12 protein-coding genes and 1 pseudogene are annotated in these 12,796 nt (G+C 41.8%); 9 read left to right on the top strand and 4 right to left on the bottom strand.

Annotated elements, in window-relative coordinates; translation table 11 throughout:
- The first annotated feature begins 55 nt into the window (after positions 1-55).
- The 3 genes from H6F41_RS17380 to H6F41_RS17370 all read left to right on the top strand — a co-directional run bounded on the left by H6F41_RS17380 (position 56) and on the right by H6F41_RS17370 (position 2,088).
- Entirely contained in the window at positions 56-1,246 is a 1,191-nt protein-coding gene (locus H6F41_RS17380; RefSeq protein WP_242023094.1) for a PIN-like domain-containing protein, read from the top strand.
- Between the two features lie 236 nt (positions 1,247-1,482).
- A complete protein-coding gene (locus tag H6F41_RS17375; protein ID WP_190404729.1) occupies positions 1,483-1,779 on the top strand; it encodes a type II toxin-antitoxin system RelE/ParE family toxin in 297 nt (98 codons plus the stop codon).
- Between the two features lie 3 nt (positions 1,780-1,782).
- Positions 1,783-2,088 (top strand): addiction module antidote protein, encoded by a 306-nt coding sequence (locus tag H6F41_RS17370; RefSeq protein ID WP_190404728.1) that lies wholly within the window; start codon positions 1,783-1,785, stop codon positions 2,086-2,088.
- 27 nt (positions 2,089-2,115) lie between these two features.
- On the opposite strand, the gene H6F41_RS17365 is transcribed toward H6F41_RS17370, so the two are convergent.
- The gene (locus tag H6F41_RS17365; RefSeq protein ID WP_190404727.1) at positions 2,116-2,772 is read right to left on the bottom strand and encodes an HAD family hydrolase; all 657 of its coding nucleotides are present in this window, start codon (positions 2,770-2,772) and stop codon (positions 2,116-2,118) included.
- Positions 2,773-2,808: 36 nt separating this feature from the next.
- Positions 2,809-4,110 carry an MFS transporter gene (locus H6F41_RS17360; protein ID WP_190404726.1) on the bottom strand — a complete coding sequence of 434 codons (1,302 nt, stop codon included), beginning with the start codon at positions 4,108-4,110 and terminating at the stop codon, positions 2,809-2,811.
- A 341-nt stretch (positions 4,111-4,451) separates the two neighbouring features.
- Between H6F41_RS17360 and H6F41_RS17355 the strand changes: the two genes are divergently transcribed.
- Complete coding sequence (locus H6F41_RS17355; protein ID WP_190404725.1) at positions 4,452-5,405, top strand: bile acid:sodium symporter family protein; 954 nt, start codon at positions 4,452-4,454, stop codon at positions 5,403-5,405.
- A gap of 102 nt (positions 5,406-5,507) precedes the next feature.
- On the top strand, positions 5,508-6,122 hold the full coding sequence (locus H6F41_RS17350; protein ID WP_190404724.1) for a Uma2 family endonuclease: 615 nt from the start codon (positions 5,508-5,510) through the stop codon (positions 6,120-6,122).
- Positions 6,123-6,176: 54 nt separating this feature from the next.
- On the opposite strand, the gene H6F41_RS19290 is transcribed toward H6F41_RS17350, so the two are convergent.
- Positions 6,177-8,495, bottom strand: coding sequence for an FAD/NAD(P)-binding protein (locus tag H6F41_RS19290; protein WP_190404723.1), 2,319 nt, complete (start codon positions 8,493-8,495; stop codon positions 6,177-6,179).
- Positions 8,496-8,699: 204 nt separating this feature from the next.
- Here H6F41_RS19290 and H6F41_RS17340 point away from each other — a divergent pair, with 204 nt between their 5' ends.
- The 4 genes from H6F41_RS17340 to metX all read left to right on the top strand — a co-directional run bounded on the left by H6F41_RS17340 (position 8,700) and on the right by metX (position 12,265).
- Positions 8,700-9,284, top strand: coding sequence for a beta-class carbonic anhydrase (locus H6F41_RS17340; protein ID WP_190404722.1), 585 nt, complete (start codon positions 8,700-8,702; stop codon positions 9,282-9,284).
- A gap of 28 nt (positions 9,285-9,312) precedes the next feature.
- Positions 9,313-9,687: a rhodanese-like domain-containing protein gene (locus H6F41_RS17335; RefSeq protein WP_190404731.1), complete on the top strand. Its 375-nt coding sequence runs from the start codon at positions 9,313-9,315 to the stop codon at positions 9,685-9,687.
- A 27-nt stretch (positions 9,688-9,714) separates the two neighbouring features.
- Positions 9,715-10,998: an O-acetylhomoserine aminocarboxypropyltransferase/cysteine synthase family protein gene (locus H6F41_RS17330; RefSeq protein ID WP_190404721.1), complete on the top strand. Its 1,284-nt coding sequence runs from the start codon at positions 9,715-9,717 to the stop codon at positions 10,996-10,998.
- 202 nt (positions 10,999-11,200) lie between these two features.
- On the top strand, positions 11,201-12,265 hold the full coding sequence (metX, locus tag H6F41_RS17325) for a homoserine O-acetyltransferase MetX (protein WP_190404720.1): 1,065 nt from the start codon (positions 11,201-11,203) through the stop codon (positions 12,263-12,265).
- An 82-nt stretch (positions 12,266-12,347) separates the two neighbouring features.
- Here the strand turns inward: metX and H6F41_RS17320 are convergent.
- Positions 12,348-12,674, bottom strand: a pseudogene (locus H6F41_RS17320) (cadmium resistance transporter); the annotation flags it as partial.
- Positions 12,675-12,796: the final 122 nt, after the last annotated feature.

The following is a 12,796-nucleotide window of genomic DNA, read 5'->3' as shown; positions in this document are numbered from 1 at the left end:
AGAGGTTCAATAATCTCCCACTCTTTATCGCTTAGGCTACTGCTATATCCCATGTTTGATCCCTTTCATTACTCTTCCTAAGATACCAAATGGGTTCTATATATATTCCGTGGACACAAGAAAAGAATTTCTTGAAACATTCAAATACATAAAGGATAGAATTGTATTTGCGTCTCAATCAATAATAGAATTTCATAATAATCGGATTACTAATATAAAGAGGCAACAACAAGAATTTCAGCGAATTAGGAAAAATATAAGTTCTTCGACTACTAAAATTAAACGAGCGAATGATGAAGCATTATCTTCGTTTCAAGATATAAAATCTCTCTTTAAAAAATTTCCATTAGACTATACTTTTCAAGAGGAAGAAAACCTCCTTGAGGAATATCAAAAAAAAATTATTGAAAAACTTGAAGAGGCGCAAGAATTTTTACCTAACTATATGAATGATGAGATCCTAAATACCTTGTCAGAACTATTTTTACAACGTGCAAATGAATCCTTTTCCAATGATGAGATTAAGGAGTTTGAAGAAGAAGGTGAAAAACGATATAAAGCCAAAATCCCTCCCGGATATACAGATAATGACAAAGATGAGAATAAGTATGGAGATCTTATTATTTGGAAAGAAATGATAGCTATTGCAAAAAGAGAAAGCAAACCGCTCATTTTTATTACTGATGAGAGAAAAGAAGACTTATGGGAAATGAACGAGAAACTATTGTTGTTTCCAAGATTGGAGTTGATAAAAGAATTCTACTTAGAAACAAAACAATTCTTCTGGATATACTCATCAGATAATTTCCTTAAAAAAATTGCAAGATCTAACAATAAAACAGAAGAAGAGGAACTGAAAAAGGCAATAAGAGAAATCAGTGAAACGCAAGAAATTCATCGTCTAGTAGGTGAATTTATCTCAGTGTGGAATACATTTGAGAGTAGGCTTCGTCTAATGATTTACAGTGATGAAGATATTACTCAGAAGGTAAAATCTCGTTACAATAATTTGCAACATATTCCTATACATTTCATTGCAGAACAACTTCATTACAAAGAGTTGTTAGACTTAAGAGATGTGCAAGAAATTTTGTCTCTCCGACAGTTTAGAAATAAGCTAGTACATAATGATATCGCACCAACTATCGAAGAGCTTAACATGCTTATTTATCGGCTTAATGAGCTTTGCGAGAATTTAAAGATTGATGAAGATAAGGATGAAGGCTTTTCTACAAAATCTAGCTAAAAAGTTTGATCGCCGACCTTGTAGCGTGTATTTTAATGAAACGCAACGCACCCTGTTTTTGTCTTAACAAAAGCAATCTATTCGGAGAAGTTTCTGGTTAGTTATATTTCCAGATGAGGATCTAGGAATTCACAATCATTGCAGTCCGTTAACCGCGCTATAGCAAAGAAAAAGACTCACCCAAAACAGAAAAATAGGGGATTGACAAATTTTATACTGTTAACTACAGTTAACATATGATTGAAGTTCGCCAGACAGAAATATTCGTAAACTGGTTTACCAACTTAAGAGACAAAAAGGCTAAGGCTCGTATCCAAGCACGCATTGATCGCATGGAATTGGGAAACTTTGGTGATGTCGCTCCAGTTGGTCAAGGAGTAAGCGAAATGCGAATATTCTATGGCTCTGGCTATAGAGTATATTTTGTACAGAGAGGTTCTACCGTTGTGATACTTCTGTGTGGAGGCGATAAAAGCACTCAGGATTCTGATATAAAAAAAGCTAAGGAACTAGTTAAACAATTAGAGGATTGAATTATGGCTATCATCACTACTCGCTGGGATTCAGCCGAACATCTCAAGACAGAAGAAGACATTCAATTATATTTGGAAGCTTGCCTTGAGGAAGCAGGAGACGATCCGAACGCGATTATCCATGCTTTTAGCGTCATCGCTCGCGCCAAAAATATGAGTAAGCTAGCAAAAGACGCAGGGTTAACAAGAGAAGGACTATACAAAGCATTATCTCCTGATGGTAATCCTACCTTTGCGACAGTGACTAAAGTTGCTAGGGCGCTTGGATTTAAGCTTACTGTCCAACCAGTTATCCAATCTTGTGGGTGAGTAGATCGCACATTCTACTTATAAGTTCTAGGCTTTCAATAAATCTAGCAATTGACGCATATCATCAAAAACTAACTTTGCACCTGCGGCAATTAGTGCCTCATGATGAGAAGAATGGCGATCGCTTGGCGCATAACCCAACACCCTCATCCCTGCGGCAGATCCCGCCTTTACACCCGCTACTGAATCCTCAATCACCACACAACTCTCTGGCGCATAGCCCATCTGACTAGCAGCATGGAGATACACATCAGGAAAAGGCTTCGGGCGATCGACATGGTGACAGCTATATAACTTTCCATCGAAATGATCTAACAATCCTGTTAATCCTAAAACTAAGTCGATATGCCGAGGACTACTATTGGAAGCAACACATTTGGGTAGAGTAAGCTCCGTTAATACATCAACGATTCCCACAGTTGCTTGCAGTTCTTGTTTTAACGCAGCAATTTCTCTCTCCCTACATAGCTCTAACCAATCAGTAGGAACAGGTCTGCCATTGCTTTGCTCAATTATCTCCAGACAGCTTGCAAAGGAAAGTCCTACAAATTTTTGACTGACTTCTTCATAGGTAGTCGCAAAACCTGCTTCCGTCAAGGTTTCCGCAAAAACACGATTGACGATGATTTCACTATCAACGAGAACTCCATCACAATCAAAAATCACCAGTTCAAAATTCGACATAAAGTTAATGAGTAGTTACTTTTTGCTATGAATAGTTTAGGGAACAACGGGAATTTGTGCTGATTTTGTTTCGCGGGCAATCCAACGACTGACGGATGGTAACTGTGCCGAAAACCATACTGCACCTAGAATACTTAAAATACCACAAATAATCAAAGCTTTAGTTGCACCAAAGCTATTAGCTAACGTACCTGCAAATAGATTCCCAAAAGGCATCATTCCCACCATCGCCAGTGCATAGAAACTCATCACCCTTCCGCGTTTATCCTCTGCAACTAAGGTTTGGATAATCATATTACTGCTAGTGATTTGCAGAATTGTGAAGCCGCCCGTAAAGACGAGAATCACAATCGATAGCCAGACCTCCCTTGAGAGAGAGAAGGAAATCAAACTGATACCGATCGCAACTTGAGCTACTACAATCAAACGCTCTAACCCCGCAATTCCCCTTCTGACACTGAGGTATAGACAAGCAAATAATGAACCAATCGGAGCAGAAGTACTAAGCTGCGCCATCGTTGTGGCATTTCCATTTAAAATCTCAGCAGCAAACACAGGCATGAGCGCAATATGCGCCATTCCCACCAGTCCTTTTAGAGCAATCATCAACAAGATCGCCCGAATAGGAAGCGTTTGGGAAACATATGTAAAACCTTCTCGTAATTTCTGAAAAGTCTCTCCCAAGCCAGTACGGACATTTGAGTGAATTGCAGGCAATCGCATCGCTTGCAGAGTCAAAATTGCGGGGATATAGCTAATCGTATCGTAGAGAAAACAATATTTCACCCCTAATGTCGCAATCAAAATTCCGCCCATTGCTGGCCCTAGTACTAGAGAAGAACTTAGCATCACCGAATTTAAAGCGATCGCATTGCTACTATCAGCGCGATCGCCTACGGTTTCTGTCACAATCGTATGACGCACGGGCATATCCAGCCCTTTAATCAGACCATTAAGCACGCTCAATACTAAAAGGATTGGGAAAGTAATTAAATTCGCAAAGGTCAAGATTGTCAAAGCGAGAGATACAGCTATTCCCACAATCTGCACCAGCATTAGTAAATCGCGCCGACTCCAGCGATCGCTCAAAACACCCGAAAAAGGAATCACGAATAATGTAGGCAAAAACTGTACAAAACCCGCTACTCCCAACATCCATGCGGAATTGGTCAAATCATAAACTAGCCACGGAATAGTTAACTGCTGGGTCATAAATGTCCCAGACATCGATAGTAACTGTCCGCCAAAAAACAGGCGGAAGTTCTGCCAACGCATCGCGGGTAAGTGGTGATAAATGATGTTAATTATGCGATCGCCTTGCCCATTCCAGTTTTTCATGCAGCTTGTTCAAATACGGTTTACTAACAATTAGTATAACTAACTATATTAATAGACTGGCGATCGCTTTAGATGTCTTCGCGAAGACCTATTTTTTAGAAAACCTATGATATGACTAGAATCTTGACCTTAATCAAGTTTATCTAATCCATCGAGTTCCTCGAATGGTTATCAAATTCCCATTACTGCCTATTGAGGCTTTGAATAGTACAGAAATACTTTTGAAAGCGTTGCGAAACAACGCTTTCAAAAGTATTTCTGGAATTTAAGTCAGCGTACAGCGCTGTAATCTCTATTGATGAGTAGTTTAAAGTCTAAAACTTCTTTTTATTCCTTTAATCATGAATGAATTGTTATCTGATCTCGCTCCCACCCTTATCCAGCAATTAGACTTCTACTTCCACAAAATTGACTTTATCTTCCTCAATCGACTTTCTTTTTTGTTGTTTATTCTAGCGATGTTACTAGCCACAGGCTTGAGTCTCACCCTATCACAGATTATCGAGCCTCTTCGCAATTGGCGGCTAGTCATTCGCTCTCTGATCGCAAACCTTGTGGTTGTGCCAATTTTAGTTTTGGGATTACTGCACTTTGTACCTGTGAGTGAACCGATTGAGATTGGCTTTACCATTCTTGCAGTCACGGCAGGTCCTCCTGTATTACCAAAATTAGCGCAAATGGTGAATGGAAATATTGCCTTTGCCGCAGGATTGATGGTGGTTCTGATGCTTGCTTCCGCCATCTTTATGCCGATTGTCTTGCCTCTAGTTTTAGACGGTGTGCAGATTAGTCCTTGGCAAGTTGCGAAGCCCCTATTTGTGTCCTTATTACCTCCCTTAGCAATTGGGCTATTGATTAGGTCACGCTTTGAGGCGATCGCTACTAGCATCGTTCCATTTCTGCGACGAGTCACTAACTTTGCTCTCATATTGGGATTAGCTTCATCACTCGCCTTGCAATTCAATAGCCTAATTGAGTTAGCAAAGAGTGGTATGGTCTTAGCGATCGCTATTTTTATCATCGTCGCCTTTGCGGTGGGATATCTGCTCGGTGGACCAAATCTCGACACAAGGCTAACTCTCGGTGTGGGTACGGCTCAGCGTAATATTGCAGGAGCGCTAATCGTTGCTGGCACAAACTTTGAAGACCCTGCGATTATCAGCGTCATTGTAGTAACGAGTTTATCTTTGTTTGTGGTAATCCGATTGATTGCCCGATTCTCAGTAAATCAAGCAGCAAATCAACAGGTTCCATCAACTGAGGTAAGTGCATCTTCCCTAGGCAATCCTCAATAAACAGCAAAATGTAACGGTAATTCATGAATTACCGTTACATTTCGCTGTTTTGTATGAAATCCTAGATGTGTTATTTTTAAGGAGAGGTCGTGGAAAAAATCAATGATTGCTAATCTTCAAAAGCCGTTTTTAACACCTGAAGAATATCTGGTATGGGAATCAGAACAGCAAGTTCGTCATGAATACATTGATGGTGAAGTTTATGCGATGGCTGGCGGAACGATCTCTCACAACGACATCGCTTTGAATGCTTACAATGCACTTCGAGAGCATTTAAAAGCGATCGGCTGTCGCGTTAATGTTGCTGATGTCAAGGTGCAAGTTAGCAATGCAAAAGCATATTTTTATCCTGATGTAGTGATTAGTTGTAATGAGCAAGATCGGCGATCGCGTCAAGTTATTTCTTTCCCAAAAATAATTATCGAAGTTTTATCACCAAGTACGGCTGGCTTTGATCGTGGTGATAAGTTCAAATATTATCGTCGTTTTTCTACCTTGCTAGAGTATGTCCTGATTGATGCTGAGAAAATCAGTATTGATGTTTATCGGCGGGGGAGTGCTGGTAAATGGGAATTAACTAGCTATCCAGAAGATCTTGCTGAAACTGTTAATCCTGACATTTTTGAGTTAACTAGTATTGATTTTCAATGTCCTTTATCACTGATTTATGAAGATGTGGAATTGTCGCCAATCTCTGAATTGGAGAATCTTAATTAGTTACCGAAAACCAGAAGAAGAGTGGCGGCGCTTCGTGCTGCCACTCTTCTTTATCTAAATATACATCGCAAAATAGTCGTTGTAAATTTCGGTATTTTTCTGCACCGTGAGTTCTATTTCTTTTTGATCCTGATTTATCACCAAATTTGCCACACTATCTTGAGGGATAAAATCACCACAATATTCATTAGCAGGAACTGCTTCATTCATCTTTTTAGGGAATGCTAAATTCAGATTACTCATAATCGTGATGAACTGCTCACGGGTGCGATCGCTAAATCTAGGATTAAGGCGCTTCTCTTCGCCGATCGTCGAAACAGTTCGCCCTTTATAATCGTGGGCAGGATAAACCAGCGTTTCATCAGGCAAGGTAAAGAGCTTTTCAGTAACTGCATCGTAAAGCATTCCAGCATCACCACCTTGAAAGTCTGTACGTCCACAACCGCGAATAAAGAGAGCATCACCTGTTAAAAGATGCGTGTCGTTGACTAAATAGGATAAATGGGCGTTGGTATGTCCATTGGTGGCGATCGCTTTAATCGTGACAGCACCAATCGTCAAAATCTCACCATCTGCAAGGGATAAATCCGCTTTGAGAACGGCTACATTTTCGGGGACGAGAACTTGAACGCCGCGCAGTTGTCGCAATTTCCCTGCACCTGTGACGTGATCGGCATGAATATGGGTTTCTAAGCTATAGTGCAGGGTCAAACCCAAATCATCGATCGCCTGTAAATCCCGTTCCACCTGCTCTAAAACTGGATCAACAAGTACGGCTTCTCTAGTCTGGCGATCTCCAATCAAGTAAGTATAGCTACTGGTTTCAGGATCAAAGAATTGACGAAAGATTAAAGTTGAACTTACTTGCTGAAGTATATCGCCAATTAGTAACGGTGTTGTGGGAATGGAACGCACTCGTAAAGGTAGCGATCGCAGTAAGGTTTCTGCTAAGGCTTGAGCCTGTCCCCGCAATTCAGGAACGGCGATCGTTTCCCAGAGGTCGCCTTTGCGGGGTGTGCCAATCGTATAGAGAATATTCGACGGCTTATTTGTACCATTTAATAACGCTCCATTGGTAGCTGAGGTAATCCCTAAGCCGATGGGATTGGGGCGGATTAATTTTTGCGATCGCAAGCTTTCGACTAGGGGATGACTGGATTTTCGATAATCGGCGGCGACACCTGTGCAGTTAACCACACGTTGTACCGCTAAGATATAGCTAGAATGGTTTTCAGCTTTACTGAGACGTGGTTTAATCGTGACAATCACTCCACTCTCATTTTGTTCTTGCTTTTGAATGCGTCCTGCGGCGATTGTCAATTGTCCTGAAGCCAATAGTTGATCGAGAACTTCGGCAACCTGTTGAGCGATGCGATGACGATGCACATCCCAATAGGGAACGGCATGACGCAAAAATCTTTGCTGTTCTGGAAGTGGCAATTGTTGCCAAAGCTTCTGAGTAATAGGACGTAAAGAATCAATGACGGATCGCCAGTCATATCCTGTTGCTTGCGCTGTTTGGACTTCGCCACGCAAGCGCTGCCATAGTCCCAAAGCAGTTTTCGGTGCATCATCAATAGTCAAAAATGCAGGATAGGGTTTAGTCGGTTGATGGCGCTGTGGAGAGAGTCCTCTCCGTGACACTGCATAAATCTTTCCCTTATGCTTGCGTTGATGCAACGACAGCACCATATCCACCATCGTCAAGCCCGTACCAATCAGCAACACGTCGTCACTAGGATCAAGATCTTCCAAAGCTTCTGCTGACCAAGCATTCCGAATCTTGTCAGGACTTTGAGGTAAGGCATTGGGGGAATTGCCCAGCGCTAAAACGACTTTATCCGCAGCGATCGCGCCTTGACTTTTTAAAAAAATTCGCGCTCGTTCATTACTTGCAGTTTGGAGCTTCTCAATAGCGATCGCTTCATCTTTTATCCTCTCCAACTTCACATGATGGGGCGCAGTGGCAAGGGCTTCTTCTAAAATCGATTGAATATACAGCCCATAGACCTTACGAGGAATGAAGGTACTCGCGGTAATTTCTAGGGGTAATAAATCGGCTAATTCACTGTAATTGTGATAGAGCCAGCGCAGAAAATGCCCCGTATCATTAGGAAAAGCGGTCATATTTCCTGCGGACACATTGAGCAAATGGGCAACATTATCAGTGCCGTAGGCGATTCCCTTTGCCAGTTGTTCACGGCGTTCAACTAATTTGATCGTTAACGGCTGTGTCGATGTTTTAAGTAAATTTACAGCTACTAAAGTCCCACTAAATCCCGCCCCAATGATCGCAATTATTGGCGCGATTACAGGTGAATTAGATTTGTTAAAAGTGCTTTGAGGATTGATTTGAGTGGTTTGTTGAGCCATGACTTTTAACTATGAGGAGATACCAGACAAATCAATAATTACATAAAAATCAATAAAATATACGGTTTATACATGGAGATTAAGATGATTAACCTTGTTTTTTGATCCTAAAGGTGTTAGCCTCTTAAACAAATCTACGGTATTTACACATATTTACCGTTGATTAAGCAGCTAATAATTAACCACCATTAGGAATCACAGTACATGAGTCAGGTCTTAGAAGAAGTCCTAGAGGCTAACCGTACATACACAGAAAACTTCGGCGATCGCGGATCTTTGCCTTTGCCACCTAGCCGACAATTTGCGATCCTCACCTGTATGGATGCAAGGCTTGATCCTGCCAAATATGCAGGACTGAGTGAAGGCGATGCCCATGTCATTCGCAATGCAGGGGGACGTGCTAGTGATGACGCGATCCGATCACTAGTTATTTCATACAAGCTGCTCGGTACTAAGGAATGGTTCGTAATTCATCACAGCGATTGCGGTATGCAGTTATTCACTGATCAAACTATTCGTAAATTATTAGCAAGTAGTCTCAAGACGGCTTCCATTGGCGAAAGTGGCTGGCATGATTCGGGAGAAGGAGAAGGATCTCATGAAGCAGAATTTATTGACTGGCTGACATTTTCCGATTTAGCTGAAAGTGTGGCGATCGATGTGAGACGCATTCGCAATCATCCCTTAGTGCCGCCCGAGATTCCTATCTATGGCTATATCTATGATGTCAAAACAGGGAAACTAATTGAAGTTACTGAAGCAACAGCGATCGGTAAAGTGACGGCTTAAAAAATTAAAAAAAGAGAGGCAATCAAAAATTATGGCGCACAGTGAAGGATTTCTCAAATTAGCCGCAGATGCCAAAAAACGAATTAAAGAGATATCTGTAGATCAACTAAGTGAACTGGATCAATCCCAAAAGCCAGTAATTATTGATGTTCGTGAAGAAAGTGAATGGAATGCGGGTCATGTCGAAGGCGCGATCCATCTCAGTCGCGGCGTGATCGAGCAGAAGATTGAAGTAGCGATCGCCGATCCAGATACACCAATTGTCTGTTATTGCGGCGGTGGCAACCGTTCGGCATTGGTTGCTGACTCTTTGCAAAAGATTGGCTATACCAACGTGTTTTCCCTTGAAGGCGGCTTTGCAGATTGGAAAAAAGCAGACTTGCCAACAACTAAAACAGAATAAAAATACCCTCACCCCTAAATCATCCCTATGTCTGAAAACTATCGCTTTGAAACACTGCAAATCCATGCAGGACAGAAACCTGACCCCACAACAAATTCTCGTGCCGTTCCCATCTATCAAACTACTTCCTATGTATTTGATAGTGCTGAGCATGGTGCAAATCTATTTGCGCTTAAAGAATTTGGCAATATCTACACGCGGATCATGAATCCGACTACGGATGTATTTGAAAAACGTATTGCTGCTCTTGAAGGTGGTGTGGCGGCGTTAGCGACATCTAGTGGACAGGCTGCTCAATTTTTAGCGATCGCTACTCTCGCTCAAGCAGGAGAAAATATTGTTTCGACCAGTTATCTCTATGGCGGTACTTATAACCAGTTCAAGGTGACGCTGCCCCGTTTAGGGATTAATGTCAAGTTTGTTGATGGCGATAATCCTGAAGATTTCCGTAAACAAATTGATGAGAACACCAAAGCTCTCTACGTGGAAACCATTGGCAATCCTCAATTTAATATTCCTGACTTTGAAGCATTAGCAGCGATCGCCCATGAGAATGGCATTCCCTTAATTGTGGACAATACCTTCGGCGCGGGTGGCTACATTGCCCAACCGATCAAGCATGGAGCCGATATCGTGGTGGAGTCAGCAACCAAATGGATTGGCGGACATGGCACTTCCATCGGTGGTGTGATTGTCGATTCAGGTAAATTTAACTGGGGTAATGGCAAATTCCCAATCTTTACGGAACCTTCGGCAGGCTATCACGGCTTAAACTTCCATGAAACCTTTGGCAATATTGCCTTTATCATCAGAGCTAGGGTCGAAGGATTGCGCGATTTGGGTGCATCTCTGAGTCCTTTTAATGCGTTTCTATTGTTACAAGGTTTAGAAACTCTATCCCTAAGAATCGATCGCCATGTCCAAAATGCTCAAACCCTAGCAGAATGGTTGGTCAATCATCCCAAAGTAGAATGGGTGAATTATCCCAGTTTGCCCAATCACCCTTATCACGATCGCGCTAAAAAGTATCTCGATCATGGCTTTGGTGCAGTTCTGAATTTTGGCATTAAAGGCGGACTAGAAGCAGGACGCAGTTTTATCAATGCTGTTAAACTGGCTAGTCATCTCGCGAATGTTGGTGATGCCAAAACTCTGGTAATTCACCCCACTTCGACCACGCACCAACAGCTATCGGAATCTGAACAAAAATCTGCGGGTGTTACCCCTGATCTAATCCGCGTTTCCGTTGGTTTGGAACATATCGAAGATATCAAAGCTGACTTTGAGCAAGCGTTTGGACAGATTAGTTAAAGATTGCCCTCACCCCCCAGCCCCCTCTCCCATTAAGGGAGAGGGGGAGTAATATCAAATCAAGAAATGGCTGTGCCATTTCTTGATTTTCCGATTCTTACATTTTCGTAAGTGGATTGGTATAAAACTAATTTCTTGTTCCCCTCTCCCTTAATGGGAGAGGGGCTAGGGGTGAGGATCTTCAGCCTACCAAAATCAACTCATGAAATATCAAAACTTTATTTCCGATCGCACTAAATTCTATAAAATCCCTAAACCTCTACAATTAGAACTTGGTGGAACCCTGAATCATGGGGAAATCGCCTATCGCACTTGGGGAACTCTCAATACTAAGGGAGATAACGCCGTCCTAATTTGTCATGGATTCTCAGCTAATGCTGATGCTGATATTTGGTGGAGTGAATTATTCGGCAAAGGCAAAACTTTTGATCCTAGCCAAGATTTTATTGTGAGTAGCAATATCTTAGGAAGTTGTTATGGCTCTACAGGTGCAGCTTCGATTAATCCTGAGACGGGAAAAGCCTATGGCGCAAGCTTTCCTGCGATTACAATTCGTGACATGGTGCGATCGCAATATACGCTAATGCAGGGTTTAAATATTTCCCAATGGAAATTGGTTATTGGTGGCTCTCTTGGTGGAATGCAAACTTTGGAATGGGCGCTGCTTTACCCAGAATTAGTCAAAGCGATCGCGGTCATTTCCGCATCAGGTCGCCATTCTCCTTGGAGTATTGCTCTTGGTGAAATTCAGCGTCAAGCCATCTATGCTGATCCTCTTTGGCACAATGGTAACTACAGTGATGACTTGCCTCCAAATCAAGGACTAGCGATCGCCCGTATGATCGCCACCTGTGCTTATTACAGCCGCCCAGATTTTGAACAAAGATTTCCCCGTGAACAGAATCAAGTCCATAACTTTGCGATCGCCGACTATCTCCATGCCGAAGGTCAGAAATTAGTGCAGCGCTTTGACGCTAATGCTTATATTTCGCTTACTAAAGCTATGGATACTCATGATTTAGGACGCGAGCGGGGCAACTATCAAGAAACCTTAGCAAAAATACATCAGCCGACTCTAATTGTCTCTAACTCCGCCGACCTACTCTATTATCCAGAAGAACAACAAGAACTTGCTCATTGGATTTCTAATGCAGAGCTAGTTGAATTAGATTCTATTCATGGTCATGATGCTTTCTTGATTGATCAAGAAAATCTAAATTCGACATTAATTAGCCTCAGTTCGGCTGAATTAACATCGGTCTCATAAGTATGCCCATCTAGTTAGCTAAAAATGGTAAAAATTGCAAAGCAATTTTTACCATTTTTAGCTTTTTACGTTTGTCTTAACTTTATATGGGCAGAATTAGACGATAGGATTCATTTTTGATGATAATTGATAGACCTAGCCAAATGATTACAAAGGGAGCGATCTTGCGACCGTAGCGAGCGACTAAAGCAGAAATACCAGGGAAACGGGTGAGGTTATAGGAGCAGAAACACCAGAAACCAATAGTCATGTAACAGACGCTCAAAATGATGCTGAGACTAGGTAAAGTGCTGCTAGCGAATAGAGGAATGTAAATACCGACGTTATTCCCGCCATTGGAGATGGTTACAGCCGATACGCGATGGGTTTTAGGATCTTTAATTGTTGACCATAGAGACTGTTTGATTCGAGGTCTACCAACTTCTGTATGTAAGTAGCCATGCAGAATTATTTACACATATCCGAACTAATGGGAAGATTCTAAGAATCACCATATCCGAACTAATTACTGTGAGACTAATTGAGCCACTT

The sequence above is a fragment of the Pseudanabaena mucicola FACHB-723 genome (assembly GCF_014696385.1).
GTDB lineage: Bacteria > Cyanobacteriota > Cyanobacteriia > Pseudanabaenales > Pseudanabaenaceae > Pseudanabaena.
The sequence above is the reverse complement of the archived record's forward strand: the minus strand, read 5'-3'. Positions and strand labels throughout refer to the sequence as shown.